The sequence below is a fragment of the Humidesulfovibrio idahonensis genome, assembly GCF_054657715.1.
Genome location: NZ_BAAHYE010000003.1, coordinates 706,381 through 732,133 on the forward strand (window position 1 = coordinate 706,381; position 25,753 = coordinate 732,133).

10 protein-coding genes are annotated in these 25,753 nt (G+C 62.3%); 7 read left to right on the forward strand and 3 right to left on the reverse strand.

The window, feature by feature from the left end; all coding sequences use genetic code 11:
- Window positions 1-417: 417 nt before the first annotated feature.
- Both ACYQ4W_RS09680 and ACYQ4W_RS09685 read left to right on the forward strand, forming a co-directional pair.
- Entirely contained in the window at window positions 418-2,748 is a 2,331-nt protein-coding gene (locus ACYQ4W_RS09680; RefSeq protein ID WP_459855806.1) for an AAA family ATPase, read from the forward strand.
- Window positions 2,745-4,664 (forward strand): UvrD-helicase domain-containing protein, encoded by a 1,920-nt coding sequence (locus ACYQ4W_RS09685; RefSeq protein WP_459855808.1) that lies wholly within the window; start codon window positions 2,745-2,747, stop codon window positions 4,662-4,664. Before ACYQ4W_RS09680 ends, ACYQ4W_RS09685 begins: the two co-directional genes overlap by 4 nt.
- Window positions 4,665-4,678: 14 nt before the next feature.
- Here ACYQ4W_RS09685 and ACYQ4W_RS09690 read toward each other — a convergent pair whose 3' ends face one another.
- A complete protein-coding gene (locus ACYQ4W_RS09690) occupies window positions 4,679-9,160 on the reverse strand; it encodes an AAA family ATPase (protein ID WP_459855811.1) in 4,482 nt (1,493 codons plus the stop codon).
- 104 nt (window positions 9,161-9,264) lie between these two features.
- Between ACYQ4W_RS09690 and proA the strand changes: the two genes are divergently transcribed.
- The gene (proA, locus tag ACYQ4W_RS09695) at window positions 9,265-15,153 is read left to right on the forward strand and encodes an anti-phage protein ProA (RefSeq protein WP_459855813.1); all 5,889 of its coding nucleotides are present in this window, start codon (window positions 9,265-9,267) and stop codon (window positions 15,151-15,153) included.
- Between the two features lie 447 nt (window positions 15,154-15,600).
- Here the strand turns inward: proA and ACYQ4W_RS09700 are convergent, their stop codons facing one another.
- A complete protein-coding gene (locus ACYQ4W_RS09700; RefSeq protein WP_459855815.1) occupies window positions 15,601-17,361 on the reverse strand; it encodes a methyl-accepting chemotaxis protein in 1,761 nt (586 codons plus the stop codon).
- Between the two features lie 435 nt (window positions 17,362-17,796).
- Entirely contained in the window at window positions 17,797-18,228 is a 432-nt protein-coding gene (locus ACYQ4W_RS09705; RefSeq protein WP_459855817.1) for a winged helix-turn-helix domain-containing protein, read from the reverse strand.
- A 467-nt stretch (window positions 18,229-18,695) separates the two neighbouring features.
- Here ACYQ4W_RS09705 and fdnG point away from each other — a divergent pair, with 467 nt between their 5' ends.
- The 4 genes from fdnG (at window position 18,696) to ACYQ4W_RS09725 (ending at window position 25,615) form a co-directional block, all read left to right on the forward strand.
- Window positions 18,696-21,731: a formate dehydrogenase-N subunit alpha gene (fdnG, locus tag ACYQ4W_RS09710; protein WP_459855819.1), complete on the forward strand. Its 3,036-nt coding sequence runs from the start codon at window positions 18,696-18,698 to the stop codon at window positions 21,729-21,731.
- 82 nt (window positions 21,732-21,813) lie between these two features.
- Window positions 21,814-22,554 (forward strand): 4Fe-4S dicluster domain-containing protein, encoded by a 741-nt coding sequence (locus tag ACYQ4W_RS09715; RefSeq protein WP_459855821.1) that lies wholly within the window; start codon window positions 21,814-21,816, stop codon window positions 22,552-22,554.
- A 108-nt stretch (window positions 22,555-22,662) separates the two neighbouring features.
- Complete coding sequence (locus ACYQ4W_RS09720) at window positions 22,663-23,586, forward strand: formate dehydrogenase accessory protein FdhE (protein ID WP_459855823.1); 924 nt, start codon at window positions 22,663-22,665, stop codon at window positions 23,584-23,586.
- Window positions 23,587-23,989: 403 nt separating this feature from the next.
- On the forward strand, window positions 23,990-25,615 hold the full coding sequence (locus ACYQ4W_RS09725) for a sigma-54-dependent Fis family transcriptional regulator (protein WP_459855825.1): 1,626 nt from the start codon (window positions 23,990-23,992) through the stop codon (window positions 25,613-25,615).
- Window positions 25,616-25,753: the final 138 nt, after the last annotated feature.

The window sequence follows — 25,753 nt, forward strand, 5'->3', positions numbered from 1 at the left end:
CGGTCATTGTGCGCAGAAGAGTGCGCACACGGGGAGGCAGCGCGGAGCGCTCCCCCACGCCGTCATGCGGGATGATACCGCGCGCGGTCACGCGGTAAAGGTCGCGCCCTGCGCTTCCTGTGACCGCGTGACCTAGCGCGCCGTGAAGGGCATCTGTGCGACGGCGAGGGGGAGCGGCGACTTTCGCTCGGGCTCCGGGGTGCTATGGGCGGCATGCGACACCGCTCGAGCTGGCAGCGCCCACGCGTCTACGTCCTTGACGATAACGCAAATTTGGCAGAACTGCTTTGGAGAACTTAAAATCGGGTGGGCGCCAATACCGCCAAGGCCAGTAGCGTTCAGACACCCAAGTCCGACCTGGCTGCCGCAGGTGTCTTGCCGCGGTAGCGCGTACGACGTGTTGAGAGGGAGGAAAGAGTGCGAATTGAATTTGTTGAAATTGCAAACTTCCGAAAGCTGCTTTCAACGCGGGTTGGCCTGTCGCCGGAAAAGACCGTATTTGTTGGTGCAAATAACAGCGGAAAAACTTCTGCGATTACAGCATTGCGATATTTTCTCGCCGACCGCGAGCGCCCCAGGTTTTGCCTCAACGACTTTACGTTGGCCCATTGGCCGGCAATCAACGAGATGGGGGCTTCTTGGGAGGCAGCGCATGCCGCAAATGGAGAGCCGCCTACTCCCGAATGGGACTCCGTTTTGCCATTCCTTGATGTCTGGCTCCAGGTTGCCGAGGACGAAGTGCACTACGTCCAGAATATCCTCCCCACCCTTGATTGGGATGGTGGCAGACTTGGCGTGCGAATGCGCTATGAGCCAAAGGATGCTGCGCAATTGCAGAAGGAATATGTGATCGCGCGCACCCAAGCGCTGGCGCTGCAAGAGGCAGCCGCCTCACTGGCCGCAGAGCAAGGCAAGGCCGCAACAGACGTTCAAGTGTCCATCTGGCCGCAAGACCTTGTCGAGTTCTTGCAACGCAAATTGACCGCGTTCTTCACGGTCAACTCCTATGTGCTCGACCCCGCTGCGTGTGTTGATCCGGAGCATAGCGAGGCCAAACCGCAGGCGCTCAATGGGAGCGACCCAATTGACGGCAACCCATTTCGCGGGCTCATCCGCATCGACGAAATCGGTGCACAGCGTGGTTTCGGCATGCCTGGTGAGGACAACACTGAAGACGCCACCGTTACCAGCAGCGGATCACGGAAACTGTCAACTCAACTCCGCCAATACTACGCCCGCCACCTCAATCCCTGTGAGAATCCAGACGCGCAAGATATCCTTGCGCTTGAAGCGATTGAGGGCGCCCAGCAGGTCTTCAACTCGAAGCTTCGCGAGAGCTTCAAAAGCCCGCTTAACGAGATGCACAAGCTCGGCTACCCCGGTGTCACGGACCCGAGACTGGACATTTCGACACGGCTGCACCCAGTTGATGGATTAGATCACGATCCAGCTGTGCAATTCGCTGTGCCATTCACTGATGGCGAAAAACCCACCGACCTGTATCTTCCGGAGGACTCCAACGGGCTAGGCTACCAGAACCTCATTTCCATGGTTTTTCGCCTCATGGCGTTCCGCGACAGCTGGATGCGGGTTGGCAAGGCCAAGCACAAGGCTGCAGACGACACGATCATTCCTCCCTTGCATTTAGTGCTGATCGAAGAGCCCGAAGCGCATCTTCACACCCAAGTCCAGCAGGTTTTCATCCGCCAGGCGCACAAGATTTTGCGCAACCACCCTGACCTCGATGAGAACTCACATTTTGTGACGCAGCTAGTGGTCAGCACCCATTCAAGCCACATCGCTCATGAGTGCAAGTTTGAATCGCTCCGCTATTTCCGGCGCCTACCAGGCGGTGGCAAAGCCATCCCGACCTCCTGCGTTGTCAATCTGGAAGACGCATTCGGTGACGCCCCGGACACCAAGCGCTTTGTGACACGCTACCTGCGCGTCACCCACTGTGATCTGTTCTTTGCCGATGCGGCCGTTTTGATTGAGGGGTCGGCCGAACGCATCCTCGTCCCCCATTTTGTAGGCTTCCGCCCGGAGTTCGAAAAGCTTAAGGAGAGCTACATCACTTGGCTTGAGATCGGCGGCAGCCATGCCCACAAGATGCGCAGTTTAATCGAGAAGATCGGGCTCACCACGCTGGTCATCACCGACATCGATTCCTGCAATGCCAAGGGTGCCAGCGCGCCTCCGGTCCGGGGTGCCGGCTGCACAACCCGCAATACCACTCTGCGGAAATGGTGCCCCGCCATCGACGAACTTGACCCACTTCTTGACAAACCCGAAGATGAGAAGGTCAAAGTCTACGCCAATGAGAAATTCTCGGTGCGCGTGGCCTACCAGTCACCCATCACGGTGCAGTTCAAAGGCGAAACAGCTGAGGCGCTGTCCTACACCTTGGAAGACGCGGTGGTGATGGCGAACCTCGACCTGTTCGAGAAGTTGAAGGGAACTGGGCTCATCGCAAAATTTCGTAAAGCCATCGTCGATAGCGCTGACCTGACTGCTCTGGGCATCGCACTAAAGGCGGCGCTCAAAGATGGGGATAAAGCCGAGTTCGCGTTGGAGCTGCTCGAAATCGAAGACCCCGTTTCGCTAAAACCGCCAACCTATATCAAGGAAGGGCTGCTCTGGCTGGCAGCCCAACTTGAGCGAGAGCAGGTCGAGCTTGGTCTCGCGCAGGTCGAAGAAAACGAGAATGCGCCATCGGCAGGCGAAGCCCCTGCGGGAGGCACGGCGTGAACAACCCTGCCACAACTTCGAACGTCACCCTCGACGACCACGTTGAAGATGAACTGGCTGGCTTCCTGAGCCTTGAGAAACCAACCAGTTTTTTCCTCTTTGCCGGCGCCGGGTCGGGCAAGACACGTTCGCTGGTGAACGCCCTGAACTATTTGGCCAAGACATACCGGGATGTTCTCCGCCTTCACGGCCGACAGGTCGCTGTCATCACCTACACCAATGCCGCATGCGACGAAATCACCCGCCGAACAGAATACGATCCGCTGTTCGTCGTGTGCACCATACATAGCTTCGCGTGGTCGCGAATTCAGGGGTTCAACTCCGACATCCGCGCCTGGTTGAAGGACAACCTCCAGCGCGAGATCGCCGAACTTCAAGTCGAAGAGGAAAAGGGCCGAGCGGGCACCAAGGCGTCGATCGCCCGCCAAGCCCAAATCGAATCCAAGCAGCGACGACTGGACCGACTCGCTGACACCAAGACCTTTACATACAACCCAAACGGTGAAAACCGGGAGAAGAATTCGCTAAACCACAGCGAGGTCATCAAAATTTTCTCGGCCTTCCTGCTCGCAAAGCCGCTCATGCAGCGTATCTTTGTCGGGAAGTTCCCGTTCCTGTTGATTGACGAGAGCCAGGACACCAGTCGCGCGCTCATTGACGCTCTGTTCGTGGTGCAGAAGACACATGCCGACCGCTTTTGTCTTGGTCTGATCGGTGACACGATGCAGCGCATTTATGCGGACGGCAAAGAACGGATTGAACAGGAGATACCAGAGGACTGGGGGAGGCCGGAGAAGAGGCTCAATCACCGTTGTCCCAAGCGCATTGTGCAGCTCATCAATCAAGTTCGTGACGGCGCTGACGGCCATAAGCAAGAGCCGCGCGATGACCGTCCAGAAGGCTGGGCACGGCTATTTGTGTTTCCAATCGACGTGCCCGACAAACCTGCCTTGGAGCAGAAAGTCCAAGGATACATGGCAGGCCTGACAGGCGACCAGGATTGGACCAATGCCAGCAAATGCAAAACCCTCACCCTGGAGCATCACATGGCGGCCCGTCGGATGGGCTTCCTCAACTTATTCGAATCGCTGTATTCTGTTGAAGAGTACCGGACCGGGCTTCTCGGCGGCGGTCTTGCACCAACACGTTTCTTTACCCATTCCATCCTGCCTCTCGTCATGGCCCAGGCCCAGCAGAAGGGTGACAAATTCGCGACGGCCAAGCTGGTGCGAGAGAACTCACCACTGCTTCGCAAGGACGTCTTGAAAAGCCATGACAATCCGATAGCGCAACTTCGCGTTGCCCAGGCAGCAGTAGACAGCGTGATGGCCCTTTGGGCCAATGGCCACCCCACCTGCGCTGCAATCACAGCAAGCATCGTCGAAACCAATCTTTTTGAGGTGCCGGACAACCTCAAAGCCGCCTTGGCTGCGTTGCAGGCTGCACAGCCAGAAACCCCTGATGACGTGGAAGCGGATCCTGTCAGCGAAAAGATTGCGGCACTTGTTTCGTTCCTCAATTGCTCATTCTCGGAAATAGAGCAGTATGCCGCATATGTAGCGCACGAGGCTCCATTCGATACCCATCAGGGGGTCAAGGGGCTGGAGTTCGAACGCGTCATGGTCATTTTGGACGACGAGGAGGCCCGCGGTTTTCGGTTTAGTTTTGACAAGTTGTTTGGCGCCAAAGCACCCACGGCCACCGACATCAAGAACGTTCAAGCGGGCAAGGAAACCTCCGTGGATTCCACTCGGCGCCTGTTCTATGTGACCTGTAGTCGCGCTCAATCCAGCTTGGCTCTCGTGGCCTATTCGGCCGACCCCTCTTCAGCCCGGGCGCATGTCATCGCAAATGGGTGGTTCACTGCCGACGAGGTTTTGTCCGCAGTTCCAGAACAAGCAGAGAATCTACGATAGCCGCAGGAAATTGCCTACGTCAGGACGCGCCGATCGATATCCCGCAGGGCATCCTTGGCCCCATGCGCCTCCAACTCCAGCATGTCCTCGTATAAGGCAAGCCCCTTCTCCAGATAGCCGGTGAGGCGATGCAGGGTCAGCGCGATGCCAACGAGGTGCTCCGACTCAAGCGGCCAACTGGTTCTATGGTCTCCCAACTGGGTGCCTGCCATGGCCACGATGCGGGTGCAAATGCCCCAAACCAGATCCGGACGCCACTCGACAGCAGTGGACAAGGCCTCCACGAGGAAATGCTCGTGCCCCTTTTCCAGAAGGTGAGGTGCCACCAAAAGCAATTGAAAAAGCCTCCCCGAATACGCATCCAGCGGCAGGGGGTCTGCCAGCCGAAAGGTGGTCAATAGCGCCTTGGCGGTGGCCTCATCCGCAGTCAGGCCAAGCTGTTCCAACAGTTCCGTGGCCCGATGCCGAGTCTCCTCACCCTTCCAACAATGGGCGGCGGTATGGGCGCAGCCGAGCCGCCACAGGGCCAAACGTTCGGAGTCGGTGCCGTTGCCGTCAAGGATTGCCTGAACCTGTTCAGCGCACCAGGCGTCCTCCGGTCGGGCAAGGTGCCGGAGCGAAACCAGTTCTCCAAAGGCCTGGTCGGTGAATGGGCTGGCGGCATCGCGCATATCGGCAAACCAGCCGGCAACGACGCCGTCGTCTCCCCACCAGTGCGCATGGGCCAGCAGTATTGCGCCTTCAACACAGCATCTCATGTTGGGATGCTTGGCCAGGAGAGCGGTGACAAATGCCGCCGCCTGCGCGCGGTCCCCTCTGCCGAGGTAACGCAGCGTGTGGACCGAAGCCACCCAACTCCGCGTATTCGTCGGCCCGGCCAAGGCCTCATCAAGCGCCTGAAGCCATTCCGAATACACCGGGTTCTCTCGGCATATGTACCCAAGGGCAACGGAATCCAGCAGCATGCTGTTGGTGGTGAGGTGGCTCATCCTCATGGAATCCCACAAGATGCCATGTTCAGCTTCCACAGCTGCCTCAAGTTCCGAAGCGTCTTCATGCTGCGCCAGCCACCCGCGCAGGATACCACAGATGTCGTCCGACAGACCTTTCTCGCTCTGTGCTCGGTCCATCAAAACCGAAGCGGCCGCATGGCGGATGTCGCTTGAAGCAAACCCCCTTCGGTGCAACTCGCGTAGCATGTCGAAGAGGCGTTCCTTGTTCAGGCCGCCCTTGTGCAACCCCTGGAAACCATGCGCGGCAGGACGCTCCTGCTTTCCCGGCTCGAAACGCCTGATTATTGCCATCGCGCGTTCTTGATGCTTCTCCGAGAACGTTTCGAATTCACGCGAGGCTTCAACGCTCCCGCCCTTCATCCAATCTTCGGGGTGATGGTCCTGGCCATCGTGGAGGAGCTTGAACAGCTCGACAATCTCGTCATCCGTTTGGGCTGACATCTCCTCGGCGCTCACAGGAGAACCAATCCAGGCAATGCGAGAACTCGAAGCACTCTCCCTAGGCGGGCCATGTTTCTGAATCATATGCAAGAGCTTGTTGCTCAATTCAGGGGAGCGTGAGGGTTCTGGAAAGGCATTGAGCAACCCAAGTTGCTTTTCTTCATTCCAAGCCTGACGTTGTTGCTTCAAGTCCTCGTCATCCTCGGCTTCGGCGGGGTACTCCTCCCAAGAGCAGATCGCATTCTCCAGCTGCTCTCGTCCGCGTGGAGATAGGGCAGGGACGACAGCTTGGATAATCCGCCGCGTTGTCTTCTGGTTGTTAGTCGCAGTGCCGATGCCGAGTCTACGGGGGTCTTCCAACAGGTAGGCCAGCACATCCTGCGGGTGGTCGGAAGCAACAATTTCGAGACCGCGGCCAAGCAGGCGGTGAACGACCATGCGGTCACTGCCCTTCCAGCTCTGGAGGTCTTTCAGGAATCCAGCCGGATCGCTCCGCGCATATCCAGAGAGGGCTTCCACTACGGCATGGAAAAGCGGGTAATGCCGAAGGTCATCTTCGTCATCATCGTCAGCAATCAACGAGTGAATCGAAAGGTATCTCTGCCCCTTCCACTCGTACGTTGCATCACGGTCCACGACACGGAGGAACCAGGGAAAAAACACTTGGCAAAACTCCGCCGGGTGTGCACCGGCGGTCTTGACGATGGCGTAGCCGTCCCGCGCCTTCAGCAGTTTCGAGAACTCCGGCTTCTCCGCGCGCTCCATCTCCGCAAAAGCAAAGTCCAGGCTGGTCTTCAGGAACGTTGCCGCCCGGGTGGGGTCCACCTTGGCAATTTTGCCGACGATGTCTTCCACGAGCCAGGCGGCGACATCCATACGCCCCACAATGGTTTCCAGCACGCTGATGGTCGCCTCGTCCCATACCGGAGCATCCCGGAGCGTCCAGAGCGTCTCGTTGTCCATCTCCTGCCGGGGAAGCCATCGGCGGCGGAGCAGTGCAACGACGCGGGCCTGGGCAAAGGAAAGCGCTGCGTACAGTAGCACGCGGCAGGGGCCGGCATTGGCTTCGCCCTCCGCCATCATCCGGGGCAACAACTCCGGCTCAAGGATGTCAAACCATCCTTGGCTCCCCATCATGGACTGCATGGCCTTTGCCTTGAGCGACGGGTCATCGAGACAGGGCAGCAGCCAGCCGCGCTCCTCCGGCATGGGGGCCTGCTGCCCTCCGAGGAATTCCATGAGAAGGAAGCGCAGATGCTTCCGTTCCACTCCGTCCCATAGCTTCCGGAACTCCTCGCAGTAGCGCTTCGGTAACACCTCGCGCAGGTATCCCAGCGCGCTCCAAAGGATGGGCCTGACAAAGAGGCTGGTCTGCTTGCCCAACACGTAGCTTGAGAGCGAATCCTCGCGCCGCAGGAACGCTTTTGAGCGTGCGAAGTCGAACAGGGTCTGATGTCGAAAGCCGAGGACCGCCCTGGAGCCTTCGGTGCACAGAAAGCCAGAGGACTTGAGACCTTTGAGGGCGCCTGACCACCTCGAAGAATATTGAAGCTCCGGCGCCCATAGCTCCTCATCTTCAGCAAGATCCTCGGCAAGGGCGATGACCAAATCCTGCCGGTCTGCGGAGTCTTCCTCATCTTCGATGTGGCGTCGCCAGACCTCCTCAAGCATCCGGGGATAGGCCGTCAACGCAGAGACGTCCTGCTCATCCTTCAGGAAGTTGAGGAAAACGTCCAAGTGCTGCGGAATAGTGAGCATGCGCCGAAGCTCTGCGGGCCAGCCTTGTGTAGCCACCCCGCTACGGGTGAGGATGGCTTCGACAGCTTCCCATGACACTTCGCCCAACTCAACTCGGGCTACTGTCTCACGGGATTCCTCGCGCTTGGTCAGGTCGATGAGGTCGCGCAGCCGCCTGTCGTGCTTGGCCTCGAAGGTTCGCGTGGAGGCGATGACCTTGAGATTACGATGGCGCAGGGAAAACGCTTCGCGGATGACGTTGAGCAACACAGAAAGCCGCTCCGAATGCCGGGTCACCATCAGTTCGCACAAGGCGTCCAGCTGATCCACAAACAGGACGACAGGCCCCTCATCCGCCAACCGTTCGAGGCAGGCGCCCAGGGGCTCCGGCATTTCAAGGTCAGCCTGCAAAGCGACCAACGTGCCGACTTTGCGTGACAGGGTGTCTGCCTTGAGGGCAAGGAAGGTCGTACCCTGCGACCGCAGGCCGGTGGCCAGGCGCGCCATGAGCGCGGACTTGCCACAGCCAGGGGGACCGAGCAGCAACACAAGGCGAGTCGTATCATCCGTTAGGAAGATATGCAGCTTTTGCTCCTCAGGGCGATCAATCCAGTCCCCTGTGCAGAGGGACTGTTGCCATTCGAGCAAAGCTGCGGATTTGCGCCCGAACACCGCCCGAAGGCGCGGCAGGGTTTCGGGCGAGAAAACGGGCCGTTCAAGCATCCGCCTGATTTCATGGACCGTGCTATTTGTGTCTGCCCCAAGAGAGAGAAACGTCTCCGTGTTCCGCAAGGTCGCCGCGCCGTGCTGCAGGTGAACCAAGTCTGACAAATCCGGTTGCTTTGCCAATTCCTCATGGATTTTCCGGAGAAGCCATCCGAAGGCGGAGGTTGCTGCTTCGACAACCACGTGCGGATTCTGTGTATGGTAGGCCGCCGCCAGACTGCCCGGATCAGGAGCATCGCCTGGCGCAAGGAGTTTCAGGGCTGCTGCCGCGACCACCCGATCGAGAAAAGTTATGTCCATCTCTCCGGTGTTGAACGCCGGATATTGCTTGGAGAACGCCTCAAAGGAGTGATTGAGAGCGGCCCAGAGGGCCTCTTCTATGCGCTGCTTATCCGCAGCGTTCGCCAGGAGCTTCCCACCCATTTTGGCGAGCAAGCCGAGTAATGTCTTTGCCGCGCCTCTGCCCAGTTCGCCTTCCAGCCCTGTAACCATCCCTCCGCCCCCTCCATGCGCTGTCTGCCCCTGGCTGAAGCGCCAGACCTGCCATTCGTTGGGCCATACAGGCTTTTGCCATGCCATGCAAAGGTGTCCAAGGTATACATTTTCTTCGCGCCGCTAGACATCTTGCGGGGATTGAGCGATGTACGTAGCCATCGCGATATCGAATCCCCAGGAGCCTCGCCATGCCGGAAGCGCTTGACCTTGAACTCATCCACGACCCCACGGTCAACTATGCCCTCCAGCAGAATGACGTCCCGGTCATCAAGCAGCTTCGCCTGACCAATTCCGGCGGCGAGTGCCTGAAGGATGTGCTGGTCCGCGTCGAGGTCGAGCCCGACTTCGCAAGCACGTGGGAGGGGCGGGTCACCAGTCTGGAGCCGGGGGCCTCGTATGCCTTCGGCCATGTGCCCTTGCAGCTTTCGCCAAAATTCCTGGCAGAACTTACCGAACGCGTAGCCGGAACCATCACGGTGTCTGTCAGCGCCTCAGGCCAGGAGTTGAAGCAAGAGACCGCGCGCATCGACGTGCTGGCCTACGACGAATGGAGCGGCCTGCGCTCCCTGCCTGAGGTGCTGGCGGCCTTTGTCACCCCGAATCACCCGGTGGTGGAGGGCATCCTGGCCGACGCCGCAGGCATCCTTTCCGGCTGGGAGCGCGGCGCCTCGCTCTGCGCCTACCAGACGAAGAAGAAGCAGGACGCGCTCCGGCAGGGAGGGGCCATCTACGAGGCCATCCGCCGCCGTGGACTCAAATACATATCGCCGCCAGCCAGCTTCGAGCAAGCCGGGCAAAAGGTGCGTCTGGCCGAGCGCATCCTGGAGAACGGCCTGGGCACCTGCCTGGATCTGGCCCTGTTCCTGGCCTCCTGTTTCGAGCAGGCCGGGCTGCATCCCCTCGTGGTTTTCACCAAGGGGCACGCCTTTGCCGGATTCTGGCTGGTGGAGGAGACCTTCCCCGATGTGGTCGGTGATGACGTGCTGCGGCTGCGCAAGCGCGCCGAGCTTGCGGAAATCTGCCTTGTGGAGGCGACGACGCTCACTTCCGCGCCGCCCAACGACTTCAATCTCGCCGTACAGTTGGGCAAGGCCAAACTTGAGAGCGAGCAGGACTTCGTCTGCGTGGTGGACGTGGCGAGGTGCCGCAAGGCCGCCATCCGTCCGTTGCCGCTGCGGGGCGCGCTTGGCGGGGCGGAGCGCGCAAATTCCGGGCAGGCGGCAGACGGGGCGGCTTTGCCCCCCGACCTCTCGCTGGTGGAAGGGGCGGTGCGGCCCGACGGCCCGTCCAATGGCCAAGTCGAGGAGCAGCCCGAGACACCGGCCACGCGGCTGGACCGTTGGAAGCGCAAGCTGCTCGACCTTTCACTCCGCAACAAACTGCTGAACTTCAAGTTCACCAACAAGGCCGTGCAAATCCTCTGCCCGGACATCGCCAGCCTTGAGGACGCGCTGGCCGACGGCGACAAGTTCGAAGTCCTGGCCAACCCCAGCGAGTTCGTCGAGGACGACCCGCGCAGCGCCGAGGTGTTCCGCCGCAGGACGGGCGACGACGCCCGCAAGGTGGTGCTCCAGGAGGAGTTCAAGGCCAGGCGCCTGCGCGCCGAGGCCGGACGCGACAGGCTGTCGCGCCAGATGCTGGAGATTTACCGCGAAGCCACTCTGCAAATGGAGGAAGGCGGGGCCAGCACCTTGTACCTCGCCCTGGGCTTCCTGGCCTGGTACGAGACGCCGGCCAGCCAGAAACGCCTGCTCGCGCCGCTCATCCTCGTGCCCGTGGAGGTCTCGCGCGGTTCGGCCCTGGAGGGCTTCCGCCTGCGCAAGCGCGATGACGAGGCGCGCGTCAACACCACCCTGCTGGAGCTTCTGTCCAAGGATTTTCAGCTTTCTCTGCCCAGCATGGACCCTGTGCCCCAGGACGACCACGGCGTTGACGTGCCGTTCATCCTGAGCACCTTCCGCGAGGCGGTGAAGAAGATCGACCGCTGGGAGATTGTGGAGAACGCCTGTCTCGGCTTCTTCTCCTTCGCCAAGTTTCTCATGTGGCGTGACCTTGAGGAGCGCACCGAGGAACTGCTCAAGAATCCCATAGTGTCCCATTTGGTCAACACGCCGGACCTGCCCTTTCCGGACTCCGGGGGCTTCCCCGACGCCGAGCGGCTGGACCACTCCCACTCGCCCACGGAAACCTTCTGCCCGGTGCTGACCGACTCCTCGCAGCTTGCGGCCGTATATGCCGCTGCGGAAGGCAAAAGCTTCGTGCTGCACGGCCCCCCGGGCACAGGCAAGTCCCAGACCATCACCAACCTCATCGCCCACTGCCTGGCCTGCGGCAAGTCCGTGCTCTTCGTCTCGGAGAAGATGGCCGCGCTCACGGTGGTGCGCGACCGCCTGACTCAGTGCGGACTGGGGCAATTCTGCCTGGAGCTGCACTCGAACAAGAGCAGCAAGCAGGAGGTAATCAAGCAGCTCGGCCAGTCCCTCACCGGGCCGTCCACCTTCGACTCCGAGCACTGGCGGCGCGAAGCCGAGCGCCTGGCCGCCCTGCGCGCAGAGCTGAACGAGTACGTGCAGGCCCTGCACAAGGTACAGGGCTCCGGCGAAACAGCCTTTCAGGGTCTTTCCAAACTCATTGGGCTCACGGACGTGCTGCATGTGACACTGTCCTGGCCATCGCCGGATTCCATCGACCAGCCTCTTCTTGAGCGCCTGAATCAAGCCTCCCGGCAATTGGCCCTCACCGCAGGGGCTATCGGGACTCCCGCCGGGCATCCCTGGGAGGGCGTCGTCTGCGAGGACTGGAGCCCGGTGGTGCAGCGGGAGGTCCAAGAAGCCCTGGAGAATGTTCCCGAGGTTGCGGGAGAACTTGAGCGTTCGGCGAATGCGCTGCTGCCGCTGCTCGGCATCGGGCAGCTCCAGCCCGCCCGCCTGGACGAATACGAGGAACTGGGCCAGAGCCTGACGGCACAGCCGCGTCCGCCAGCCCCCTTGCTCGAAGCCGCCGACTGGCCTGCGCTGCGCACGGAAATCGACGAGCTGGTGCGCAAGAGCCGCCGCCGCAAGACTTTGTGGGAGTCCCTTGGCGAGGCGTTCACGCCAGAACTCATAGCTCTTGACCTGGACGCCTTGGCCGCGCTGCACCTGGCCGCCAAAGCCAGCTGGGGCCTGGGGCGCTGGTTCAAGAACAGGGCCATCGCCAAGACGCTGCGTCCCGTCTCCAAAAGCGGACAGGCACCCGCCTCGGACCGCTTCGAGTCCATCCTGGCCCAGGCCCGCGAGCTGCGCGAGTTGGAGAGCCAATGGAAGGCCGTATCCGATGCCGGCGCCCGCCTCCTTGGCTCTGCCTGGGCCGAGGGCCAGATCACGGATGCGGAGTTGGAGGTTCTCTCGACGCGGGCCACGGCGCTCCGGGCCAAGGCCGTCAAGGCCGCCAACCTGTCCGGGCGCGGCGTCGCGGACATCCAGCGCATCTGGGCCGCCACGCTATGGAACGATTATGACCGCCTCTGCGTCGGCGTCGAAGCTTACTCTACTGCCCGCAAGGGCTTCCGCCAGGCCGTGGAGCGCCTGGACGGGTTGCTGGGCTTCGGCAAGGGCGTCTCCCTCGCCTCCTCCTCTGGCGAGGCGTTGCCCCTGGAGCGCATCGTCAGCCGGGCCGAATTGCTGACCGAGCACCTGGGCAAATTCAGGCTCTGGTGCCAGTGGCGCAAAGCCCGCCATGAGGCCCTGGACATCGGGCTGAAGCCCCTAGTGCTGACCCTGGAGCAGGGGCGCATCACGCCGGAACAGACCGAGCCCGTGTTCCAGCGCGGCTACTACCAGTGGTGGGTGGAGAGCATCGTCCACGCCGAGCCCGTGTTGCGCAATTTCTTCAGCACCGGCTTCGAGGACAAGATCCGGCAGTTCCGCGACACGGACGAGCGCTACACCAAGCTGACGCAGGCCGAAATCCACGCGCGCCTGTCCGCCCGTGTGCCCATCGCCGGGGCCAAGGCCAACGACGAGTCCGAGATGGGCGTCCTGAGCGGTCAGCTTCGGCGGCAGCGCAGCCACATGTCCATCCGCGCCCTGGTGCAGAAGATTCCTAACCTCCTGCCCCGGCTCAAGCCCTGTCTGCTCATGAGCCCCATGTCCATCGCCCAGTACATGGACGCCGGGCAGACGCCCTTCGACCTCGTGGTCTTTGACGAGGCCTCGCAGATTCCCGTGTGGGACGCCGTGGGCGCCATTGCACGCGGGCGGCAGGCCATCATCGTAGGCGACCCCAAGCAGCTGCCACCAACGAGCTTCTTCCAGCGCGAGGATGACGAGAGCGACATGGATGAGGAGATCGTGGCGGACCAGGAAAGCATCCTGGACGAGTGCCTTGCGGCCAGACTGCCCCAGTTGCACCTGCGCTGGCACTACCGCAGCCGCAATGAAGGGCTCATCGCCTTCAGCAACCACCACTACTACGACAACAGCCTGTTGACCTTCCCCTCGCCGCACCTGGAACAGGGCGTGAGCTTTCGCCACGTGCCGGGCGTCTACGACAAGTCCAAGTCCCGCACCAACCGCATCGAGGCCGAGGCGCTGGTGAGCGAGATGGTCCGGCGCCTGCTCGACCCCGTGCTTTCCTCCGTGAGCATCGGCGTGGTGACCTTCAGTCAGGCGCAACGCGACCTCATCGCCGACCTGCTGGAGGCGGAGCGCAGGAACCACCCGGAGATTGAACGCTTCTTCGACCCCGAGAATCCGAATCGGGTGTTCATCAAAAACCTGGAGAACGTCCAAGGCGACGAGCGCGACGCCATCTTCTTCTCCGTGGGTTATGGCCCGGACGCTGCGGGCAAGGTGAGCATGAGCTTCGGCCCGCTCAACCGCGACGGCGGCGAGCGGCGGCTCAACGTGGCTGTAACCCGCGCGCGAAAGGAAGTGGTCCTGTTCACCTCCCTCAAGCCGGAGCAGATCGACTTGGCGCGCACACGGGCCAGGGGCGTGCAGGACTTGAAGTGCTACATGGAGTATGCGGAACGCGGCATGGCGGCCATCCGCGAGGCCATCGCCCGCGACCCCTCGGCGGACTTCGACTCGCCCTTTGAGCAGCAGGTCTGCGAGGCGCTGCGGGCCAAGGGGCACGCGGTGCATGCCCAGGTGGGTTGTTCCGGCTACCGCATCGACTTGGCCGTGGTGGACCCGGAGTGTCCGGGCCGCTATCTCCTGGGCATTGAGTGCGACGGAGCCAATTACCACCGCTCGCGCAACGCCCGCGACCGCGACAGGTTGCGGGAGATGGTGCTGCGTGGACTGGGCTGGGAGATCGCCCGCATCTGGTCCACGGACTGGTGGCAGAACGCGCAGGCCGCCCTGGCCAAGGTGGAGGCCGCCATCGAGGAAGCGCTGCTCCGCCGGGCGGAAAAGCAGGAAGAGCTTGAGGCGTGTTCTCCCCCGGCCTTCAGTCCGCCCGAGACCTGCATGCCGCAGTTCGCCAGCGCTCCGGCCTCGGGGCAGGCTGCGAGGCCAACGCCGGACGAGAACCTGGAGAAATACAGGCCCAGCTTTGCGCCCCTCGTCTTCGGCACCCAGGAGGAATACTACCAGCCCCAGAGCACGCCGCAGATCCGGCAGGCCTTGCTGGAGGTCATGGAGCGCGAGGCGCCCATGAGCCTGACGCTGCTTACACGGCGTGTCGCCGCGCGCTGGGGCTTCACCAAGGCGACGGAGAAGTGCAAGGAACGGGTGCTCGCAGTGGCCAAGAACACCAGCGATGCCCTGGTTCGCCGCGGCAAGGACGAGACGTTCCTTTGGGAGAGACAGACCCCGCCTGATGCCTACACGGGATTCAGAATTCCGGGAGGCAGCGAGGAGAGCCAGCGCGACCCCGGCGAGATTCCGCCGGAGGAGATCGCCAACACCGCCCGCCACGTGCTCCGTCAGCACATCTCGGCCTCGCGGGATGTCCTTGAACAGGAAACCGCTCGCCTCCTGGGCTTCAGACGCGTGACGCAGAACGTCCGCGCGCATATGCAGAGAGGTGTTTCCCTGCTGGCGCTGGCTAACGACATTGAGCGGGATGGCGAGAATTTGGTGCTGAAATAGGAGGCGTCTCAAAGCATGGACAACATGGTGCCGGCTCCCTGTTTCCCGGCATGAAGGGCGGCCACATGCGTCGACTTCGGATGGAGTCTGCCGCTCAGGAAGCACGTGGAGCGCCCCCCCTTTGCACTACAAATCCGCACTACAAATGTCGTCCAAAGGTCTTTTTTTTGTAGTGCATTAAAAAATTTCACTAATGATTTCAGGGTATGCGCGTCATCCTGCTTGAATGGCATTCAAGAGGCCGTGGGTTCAATTCCCTCCAGCTCCACCACCGAAACGACAAGGGCTTGCGAAGCGATTCGCAAGCCCTTTTTCGTTGCGCACGACGGCAACCGTGCAATCAAAAAACAAGAATCCATGTAAGCGCGCAGCCAAAATAAGAATTCGGTTCACTCAAGTTGAGAACACGGGCCGGGTGGTTCACACCTCCCGGCCCGCCCCCGGAACCTACGCGCCGCTCTTCATCTTGTCGATGAGCCCGCGCAGATTGCCGGCCTGGCTGGCCAGCTCGCCCACGGCCTGGGCCGACTGGTTCATGGCGCTGGCCGTCTCGCTGGAGATGCGGTTGATCTCATCGATGCTGCGGTTGATCTCCTCGCTGGCGGCGGACTGCTCCTCGCTGGCGGTGGCAATGCTGCGCACCTGGTCGGTGGCGACCTCCACAAGGTTCACGATTTCCTGCAAGGCGTCGCCGCTCTTGCCCGCCAACTCGGTGGCCTCCTCGACCGTGGTCACCGCGCGCTCCACGTTGTCCAAATTCTTCTTCGTGCCGTTTTGTATGCCGGAGATGGCGGCGCCGACCTCCTTGGTGGCGGTCATGGTCTTCTCGGCCAGCTTGCGCACCTCGTCGGCCACCACGGCAAAGCCCCGGCCGGCGTCGCCCGCGCGCGCCGCCTCGATGGCGGCGTTCAAGGCCAGCAGGTTGGTCTGGTCGGCTATGTCTGAAATGACGTTCATGATCTGGCCGATGCCCTCTGCCTGCTTGCCCAGCACGCCCATGTCCTCCTTCATGGTCATGGAGACGTGCTTCATGGTGTCTATGCCCGCCACGACCTGAGCCACGATCTGGGCTCCGTCCATGGCCTTGTTCCGTGCGGTGTTCGAGGACTCCGCCGCCTGAGAGGCGTTTTTCGCCACCTCAAGCACCGTGGCGTTCATCTCTTCCATGGCCGTGGCCGTTTCGCCCACGCGCTGGCTCTGCACCTCGGTGCCGCGGCTCGACTGCTCGATCTGGGCGGAGAGTTCCTCGCTGGCGCTCGACACCACCTCCACCACCTTCTCCAACTGCGTGGCTGCCTGCATCATGCCCTCGGCCTTGGCGTGTTCGGCCCGGGCCTTGGCCTCGGTGGCCTCGGTGGTGGCGATCTCCGCCAGGCGGGCCTGCTCCGCGGCTTCCATACTCTTCTGTTCGGCCTCGGCGATCTTGCTCTTGAGCGTGGCGACCATATGCTTCATGGCGCCGAAAACGCCGACTTCCGGACGCTTGGGATCGAAAACGACGTTCAGGTCGCCCCCGGCGATGCGCAAGGCCAAGTCCGAAATGGAACCGGGCTCGTCGCCCAGTTGGCGAAGCATGTTGCGCGCCATGTAGAACCCCAGGCCGATGCCGATGAGGATGGAGGCGAGGGTGGCGAGGATGGCCACCATGCGGACGTTGGAGTAAGCCGCGGCGGCCTTCTCCGCTTCCTCGTGCGCAACCTTCTGCTTCAGAACCACGAGCTCGTCCGCAATCTCCCGCACCACCCGCATCTTTTCCCGGCCTTCCGTGGCGGAAAGCTGCTGGGCCTTCTTGCTCTGGGCGGCGTCCGTGGTGTTGCCAAGGCGCGCCACCTCGTCCTGCACCTTCAGCCAGTCGGCCAATGCGGCGCGAAGCCTGGCAATATCCGCCTTGCCCGCCTCGGAGTAGAAGAACTTGTCCAGTTCGGCAACGTCCTTCTCCAACTCGGTACGCGCCTTTTTAATCCCTTCGAAATACTTCGCGCAGTCGGTCTCGTTGTCGCACAGGATCAGGTTCTTTTCCTCGCGCACGACCATGAGCAGATCCGTCTGGATTTGCCGGGTCATATCCAGCCCCAAAAGGTCCTTGGCGTACAGCGACTGCGTGTTGTCAGCCAGCTTGCTGAATCCGTTCAAGCAATAGAATGCCAGCAGGGCCGTCAGGAACGATAAGATGCAGGCCAGCCCCACCAGCTTCGTCTTTGTCTTCATACCCCACCCCACGAAATGTCGTTAAGAACCGACGTTGGTTAACTAGCTGTTCCCATTATAGTTGCCACAAAATACCCACAAAAATACTTAGTCAAACATCGAAGACCTGTAAACAAAAATAACGTGCTATGGCATATGGATACGCTATATACCACTCTTGTTACATCTACGGATTCGACCACGCACTGCAAGGATTAGCGCCTTGGACTGGCCGCGCATTTTGCTGTTCTTCATGATGAAGCGTGGGCCTGTGATGCGGCAAAGAAGGGGAGGAATGGAGGGATGGCAGAGGTGTGCGCAACGGATGCAGTGAGATGCGCAAGGACGCGGTTGGAATCCGGAAGGCCGCAGCGCGGACGCCAGTGCTGGAAACTGGGCGCTTTGCGGCTCAGCCCGTGGCGCGTTGCATGTGATTTTTGCGCCGCTGGCCGCGGCTCAGGAGTTCTCTTGTCCGAACCCGGCCACGCGGAACGGGAAGATCGAGGCGGCGGAGGACAACGCGCAACGTTCCACCACCGTAAACCAGGCCAGGAACATCTCCGCGATGTCCTCTCCGGCCGGAGTCAGGCGCACGCCATCCCGCTTGGAGCCGCGACTCTCCACAAGCTTGACACCAAGGGCCTGCTCGCTTTGCTGGATCTTGCCCCAGGCCGCGCGGTAGCTCATGCCCATGCTGGCCGCGGCCTTCTTGATGGAGCCCTGCTGCTGCACGTTGAAGAGCAGCTGGGCCCGCCCGATGCCGAAGAACATCTCGCCCCCGTCCTCCAGCCACAGGTGCAGGCGGATGATGGGATGATACGGCGACTGCGGCTGAAAGGACGCGGCCTCGGACTGGATGGCGGCCGGGCCGCTCGACCGGCGCGGCACGGACCGTGGCTGGCCTGCTTTGGTTAGGCGCTCGTTCTGCGGGCCCTGGGCTTCCTCGCCGGAAGGCAGCGGCCTCGCGGGTGACAACAATGCACTGTTCAAGGCCATCGGCAACCTCCCTTGTCCCCTTCGCGGCGCGAATGCGCTTTGCGCCGCAAAACGGTTTTTCAGCATCAACCCTATATGTTCGCAGGTCATCCCGGTCGAGTTGCGAGATCTTGTCCTTGAACTGACACCAAAATGCGGTGCGGCGTGACAGGGCGGCTTTCGCTTCTCCCCTGAAATTCCCCGCATTTTATGTAGCCATTGCCGAAAGCGGATATGTGCTACACAAAACATATCGTAATAATTAGATAAACTTTGACGAAAAAACCTGCCTGTGTCAGTAATGGCATAATAAGCCCCAAGAGGAGGGCAGGACTCCGCCCTTTCGGCCGGAGTCCAAGCGGAAGACACAAGGAGGGTTCATGAGCGTATCACGTCGAGGATTCATCAAACTGCTCGGGGCGGGCACAGCCGCACTCGGGCTGTCAAAGCTGGGCGTCAATCTCGCGCCCACCCAGGCCTATGCGGCCGGGCTCAAAATCGAGGGCAGCAAAGAGGTCATCTCCATCTGCCCGTTCTGCTCCTGCGGGTGCAACACGCTGGTGCACGTCAAGGAAGGCAAGATCATCAACGTCGAGGGCGACCCGGACTACCCCATCAGCGCGGGTGGCCTGTGCGCCAAGGGCGCGGCCCTGCGCTCGCTGCACGTGAGCGAAAACCGGCTCACCAAGCCCATGTACCGCGCTCCCGGCAGCGCCAAGTGGGTGGAGAAGGACTGGGACTGGATGCTCGACCGCATCGCCCGCAAGGTGAAGGACCAGCGCGACAAGGACTTCATGCTGAAGAACGCCGAGGGCGTTGAAGTCAACCGCGTGGAGAGCATCTTCTCCCTCGGCTCCTCGCAGATGAGCAACGAGGAATGCTCCGTCGCACACCAATCTTTGAGAAGCCTGGGCATCGTCCACATGGACCACCAGGCGCGAGTCTGACACAGCCCCACTGTACCGGCTCTGGCAGAGTCGGTTGGACGCGGCGCGATGACTCAGCACTACACCGACATCGCGAACGCCGATGCGGTGCTCATCATGGGCAGCAACGCTGCCGAACACCATCCCATTTCGTTCCGTTGGGTGCTTAAGGCCAAAGAGGCCGGGGCCGTGGTCATCCACGTGGACCCCAAGTTCTCGCGCACCTCAGCGCGCAGCAGCTATCACGTTCCCCTGCGCAGCGGCACGGACATCGCCTTCCTGGGCGGCATGTGCAAGTACATCCTGGACAAGAAGCTCTACTTCTCCGAATACGTGCTGAACTACACCAACGCCAGCTTCCTTGTGGGCGAGAAGTTCTCCTTCAAGGACGGCCTGTTTGCGGGCTTCGACGCGGCGAAAAAGAAGTACGACAAGAGTCAGTGGGCCTTTGAGAAGGACGACAAGGGCATGGTCAAGCGCGACAAGACGCTTGCTCATCCCCGCTGCGTCATCAATGTGCTCAAGGCCCACTACGAGCGCTACAATCTGGACCTCGTGAGCCAGGTGACGGGCGTCTCCAAGGATAACCTGCTCAAGGTGTACGAGGCCTTCAGCGCCACGGGCAAGCCCGACAAGGCCGGCACCATGCTCTACGCCCTGGGCTGGACCCAGCACACCGTTGGCGTGCAAAACATCCGCCTGGCCGGCATCATCCAGCTGCTTTTGGGCAACTTCGGCGTGGCCGGCGGCGGCATCAACGCCCTGCGCGGCGAGCCCAACGTCCAGGGCTCAACCGACCATGCCCTGCTCTACGGCTATATGCCCGGCTACCACAACGCGCCCACGACGGCGTGGAAAACCCTGGAAGACTACCAGAAGGCCAACACGCCCAAGACCGTCGATCCCTTGAGCGTCAACTGGTGGGGCAACCGGCCCAAGTACATCGTCAGCCTGCTCAAGGGCTGGTTTGGCGAAAACGCCACCAAGGAGAACGACTTCTGCTACGGCCTGCTGCCCAAGCTCGACCCGGGCCAGGACTGCTCGCACCTGTTCCTCTTCGACCGCATGTACCAGGGCAAGATCAAGGGCGGGTTCATCTTCGGCCACAATCCCTGCCAAAGCTTCCCCAACTCCAACAAGGTCCGCAAGGCCTTTGACAAGCTGGACTGGCTGGTGGTGGGCGAGGTGTTCCACAACGAAACCAGCGACAACTTCAAGCGCCCCGGCGCGGACCCCAAAAAGTGCAAGACCGAGATCTTCCTGCTGCCCAGCGCCTACCGCGCGGAAAAGGAAGGCACCATATCGAACTCCGGCCGCTGGCACATGTGGCACTACAAGGCCGTTGAGCCCCTGGGCCAGAGCCGCAGCATGGGCGACATGTTCGTCCAGATCATGGGCCGCGTGCGCGCCCTGTACAAGAAGGAAGGCGGCGCCCTCCCGGATCCGATCCTCAAGCACGACCTGCCCGAAAAGTTCGTGGCGGAAGAGATCACCAAGAAGATCAACGGCTTCTTCACCCGCGACACCAAGATAGGCGACAAGGAATACAAGAAGGGCCAGCTGGTGCCGGGCTTCGCCAACCTCCAGGCCGACGGCAGCACTTCGAGCCTGTGCTGGGTGTATTGCGGCGGCTACACCGAGGCCGAGGGCAACCTGGCCAAGCGGCGCGACCTGACCCAGACGCCCATGCAGGCCAAGATCCACCTGTACCCGAAGTTCGCCTGGGCCTGGCCCATGAACCGCCGGGTGCTGTACAACCGCGCGGGCGTGGACCTGAACGGCAAGCCCTACAACCCGGCCAAGGCCGTCATCGCGTGGGACGGCAAGGGCTGGGTGGGCGACGTGCCCGACGGCCCGGCCAAGCCCATGGCCCTGGGCGGCCCCTACCCGTTCATCATGCAGACCGAGGGCCACGGCCAGCTTTACGGCCCCGGCCGCGAGGACGGACCCTTCCCCGAGCACTACGAGCCGGCCGAGACTCCGCTGACCGTGAACCCCTTCTCCGCGCAGATGAGCAATCCGTGCATGAAGCAGGTTCACGCCAGCGAGTACGACGTGCTGTGCAAGAACGGCGACCCGCGCTTCCCCATCGTGCTGACGACGTACTGCATGACCGAGCATTGGTGCTCCGGCTCGGAAACGCGCAACGGCCCGGCCCTGCTCGAGGCCGAACCGCAGCAGTACGTGGAGATGAGCCCGCAGCTGGCTGCGGAGAAAGGCATCAAGAACGGCGACGTGGTCGTGGTGGAAAGCCTGCGCGGCAGGGTGGAGGCCGTGGCCATGGTCACGGTGCGCATCCGGCCCTTCACCGTCATGGGCAAGACCGTGCACCTGGTCGGCATGCCCTTTGCCTTCGGCTGGACCAAGCCCAAATGCGGCGATGCGGCGAACAGGCTGACCACCTCGGTTGGTGACCCCAACACCACCATACCGGAGTACAAGGCCTGTCTGGTGAATGTGAAGAAGGCCACCAAGGTGACCGAGCTGTAATCGCCAACCCGCAGTCGCAACCGGGCGGGCGCGCCAAGCCACAGCAAACGCGCGTCCGCCCGATCAAGCAAGGAGCAAAACCATGCCCAAGGCATTTTTGATAGACACCACGCGCTGCACCGCCTGCCGGGGCTGCCAGGTGGGCTGCAAGGAGTGGAAGAACATGCCCGCCGTGCCCACCAAACAGCGCGGCACGCATCAAAATCCGCCCGACCTGACGCACTACAACTTCAAGCTGGTGCGCTTTTCCGAACACTTGGAAGGCGACACCGTGAAATGGTACTTCTTCCCCGACCAGTGCCGCCATTGCCTGGACGCGCCCTGCATGAGCGGCGCCTCGGTGGAAGGGGCCATCATCAGGGATGAGGCCACCGGCGCCATCATCTACACCGAAAAGACGGCCAAGGACGACTTCGAGACCATCCGCTCGGCCTGCCCGTACGACATCCCGCGCAAGGATCCCAAGACCAAGCGCATCGTCAAATGCGACATGTGCATCGACCGCGTGAAGGCCAACCGGCTGCCCATGTGCGTCAAAAGCTGCGCCATGGGCGCCATGAGCTTCGGCGAGCGGGCCGACATGCTCAAGCTCGCGGCCGAACGCCTGGTGGCCGTGCAGAAGGACTTCCCCAAAGCCCAGCTGTGCGATATGGAAAGCGTCTCGGTCATCTACCTGGTGGCCGATGCGCCGAACAAGTACCACAAGCTGGCCGTGGCCGATGCCTCCGACGCCATGAAGGGCGCGCCGGGCATGACCCGCCAGGAGATGCTGGCCGGGCTTCTCGCGCCGCTGCGCAAGTCCGCCAAGCAGTTGCAGGGCTAACAACGGCATCAACGGGACAAGACGCCTTCCAAGAGACGCGGGGTCGTCCGGCACTCCAGAGCCGGGCGGCCCCGCCCTTTCCAAGAACCAACGCCTCAAGGAGCCTTCATGACCAGCCCCGCGTCCACCGCCACACAGGATTCCCCGTCCCTGCGCGCCATCGAGACCGCGCTCGCCCGAGCCAACGCGGAGCTGCCGGCCCTGGCGCCCCTGCTTGCGGCCTTTGGCCCGCTTTTCGCCGCGCGCGCAACACTGCGCGAGAGCGCTCCGGGCTGGACCGGCCCGCTCCCGGCCTTCGACGCCGAGCGCTTCTGCCAGGGCGTTTTCGTGCTGGCGCAAATGGAGCACGGCCAGGGCTTTCAGGACATGAGCGCCCAGCTGCCCGCGGCGGCCGGGTTGCTGCTGCCGGTCATGGCGCAGTCGTTTCCGGCCGTGGCCGATGAACTGCGCGCCCTGCTCGCCGCCGTGGAGACCGGCGCGCTTGCGCCGGAGACCTTGGCCGCCATCGGCTTCGGCGAAACCGCCAGCGTGCCCGGCGTCAGCCCCGAAACCTTGATTTTCGCCGCCGCCGAACTGGTGCGGCCCTTTGTGGAGCGCCAGGCCCAGGATCTGGCCGCGCCGACTCTGGAGTTGTCGTGGCGGCAGGCCATGTGCCCGGTTTGCGGCGGCGCTCCCAACATGAGCGCGCTGCGGCGCGTCAAGGACGACACGGAATTCATCCAGGCCCACGGCGGACGGCGCTTTTTGCGCTGCTCGTGCTGCGCCACGGAATGGACGGTCAAGCGCGTGTCGTGCCCGGCCTGCGGCTGCGAGGAGCCGGAGGAGCTGGTGGTGCTGCGCGACCCGGCGCGGCCCCATGAGCGCGCCGACGCCTGCAAACGCTGCAAGACCTTTGTCCTCTGCCTGGACGCGGGCGAGATGGTGGACGTGCCGGACGCCGACGTGGCCGCGCTGACCATGCTGCCCCTGGAGTTGCAGGCCAAGGCCCAGGGCTATGCGCCCCTGGCCGGACATCCCTGGAGCGAAATGTAGCGGCGCGTTCCGGAACGGGCGGCGCGGGCGCGCCACGGCAACACACCGATATTGCATGAAGCGTGTCGACAAATGCATTTGTCACTGAATGTATTATTGCCGTGACTGACGCATGCGTCTTTTACAATGACGCCATAACACGCTTCTCAATGTGCACAGAAATGGCACAATTGCATCGCGTACAATTACATTATGCAACGTGATTCCTGCGCCACGCTTGGGCATTACCCCTTCGGCACAACTCTTGTATAGACATGCGTCGGAGGCTCCATGCACGACGCAGCCATGCCTGATATTCCCGAAACCCCGCCCGTGTCCTTGCGGACAGCTCGCACAAACGCTCTCAGGCGCGCATGCCCGGGGCCAGCCCGGCCGACGCGGCCAGCGCGGCGGGAGCAGTAGCTTGCCCTTCGGGACCGCCTGCCCCGCAGGCACCAGCAAACACTGCGACCCGCGCACCAAGGAGTGCCACGCCGATGCGTGCCGCGGCAGAATCGTGCCCCTGCTGCTGCGGATGTGCCGGGCCGTTTCGGAACAGGGTGACCTCTCCCTGGCCCTGGAGTCGCTGCTGGACTACATGCGGGCGGACATGGCCGTGGAGCGCGCCATGATCAACCTGCACGACCGGGAGACCGGCTGCATCTTCATCCACAAATGTCTGGGGCTGACCGAGGAGGAACGGGCGCGGGGCGTGTATTTCCCGGGCGAGGGCATCACCGGGCAGGTGGACCATCTGGCCCGGCCCATTCTGGTGCCGCGCATCGGCGACGAGCCCGCCTTTCTGAACCGTACGGGCTGCCTTTCCCGCCCGGAGGACCGCGACCATGCGTTCCTGTGCGTGCCCATCCAGCGAGGCAAAAAGGTCCTTGGCAGCATCAGCGCCATTCTCCCCTTCGACGACGAGGAGCTGATGCGCAAGCGCCTGGGCGCTTTGACCGTGGCCGCCAACATGCTGGCCCAGGCCGTGGAGCTCTATCTGCTTGAGCATGTGGACAAGGTGCAGTGGGAAGAGCGTCATCAGGAGCTCATGGTTCAGCTGCGCGCGCGCTTCAAGCCCTCCAACATCATCGGCTCGTCCAAGCCCATGATGGAGGTCTTCGCCCTGATGCACAAGGTGGCCCAGACAAGGACCACGGTGCTGCTTTTGGGCGAATCCGGCGTGGGCAAGGAGATGATCGCCGGCGCCATCCACTTCGAGGGCTTCAATCCGGGCGGTCCGCTGGTGAAGTTCAACTGCGCGGCCCTGCCGGAGAGCATTCTGGAAAGCGAGCTGTTCGGCCACGAAAAGGGCTCGTTCACCGGAGCCGCGCAGCTGCGCAAGGGCCGCTTCGAGGAAGCCGACGGCGGCACCATCTTCCTCGACGAAGTGGGCGAGATGTCCCTGGGCGTTCAGGCCAAGCTTTTGCGCGTGCTGCAGGAGAAGTCCTTTGAGCGCGTGGGCGGCAACAAGCCCGTCAACGTGGACATCCGGGTCATTGCCGCCACCAACAGGGACCTGGCCGGGATGGTGGAGCGCGGGACCTTTCGCCAGGACCTTTACTTCCGGCTCAACGTGTTTCCCCTTGTGGTGCCCCCCCTGCGCGAGCGCGGCAGCGACATAGTGACCCTGGCCGAGCACTTTGCGGCGCGCTTTGCGCGCGAGACGGAAAAGCCCGTGGCGCGCATCACCACGCCCGCGCTGAACATGCTCATGAACCATTCCTGGCCGGGCAACGTGCGCGAGCTGGAGAACGTCATCGAGCGCGCGGTGATTCTGACCGAGGACGACGCCATCCACGGCTACAATCTGCCGCAAGCGCTGCAACCGCCCGCCCCGGCCGGGCACGAGAGCGGCGGCCTGGAGGACAAGCTCGGGGCCATTGAGCGCGAGATGCTCGTCGAGGCCCTGCGCCGCAACCAGGGCAACGCCAGCAAGGCCGCGCTTGAGCTGGGTCTGACCTATCGCAGCATGGGCCTGCGCATGAAGAAGCACCAGCTGCGCTACGGCGCGTTCCGCAAGGGCCGCGGGGGCGAAGCCGCACAGACCTGACCCGGCCCGCGGGCAGCCTGAACCGACCGAGGAGTTTCGCCTGCCCCAGTCACCTGGACAGCCATTGTCTTTGGGATCGTTGCGACCCTTCACCGCACCCGCTCCGTTCTTCTCTCCCCCCCCTTCGACGCCCGCCCT

Coding starts and splice junctions, on each gene's coding strand:
- ACYQ4W_RS09690 (WP_459855811.1), bottom strand. CDS start 9,160: ATGGCATGGCAAAAGCCTGTATGGCCCAACGAATGGCAGGTCTGGCGC.
- proA (WP_459855813.1), top strand. CDS start 9,265: ATGCCGGAAGCGCTTGACCTTGAACTCATCCACGACCCCACGGTCAAC.
- ACYQ4W_RS09700 (WP_459855815.1), bottom strand. CDS start 17,361: ATGAAGACAAAGACGAAGCTGGTGGGGCTGGCCTGCATCTTATCGTTC.
- ACYQ4W_RS09715 (WP_459855821.1), top strand. CDS start 21,814: ATGCCCAAGGCATTTTTGATAGACACCACGCGCTGCACCGCCTGCCGG.
- ACYQ4W_RS09720 (WP_459855823.1), top strand. CDS start 22,663: ATGACCAGCCCCGCGTCCACCGCCACACAGGATTCCCCGTCCCTGCGC.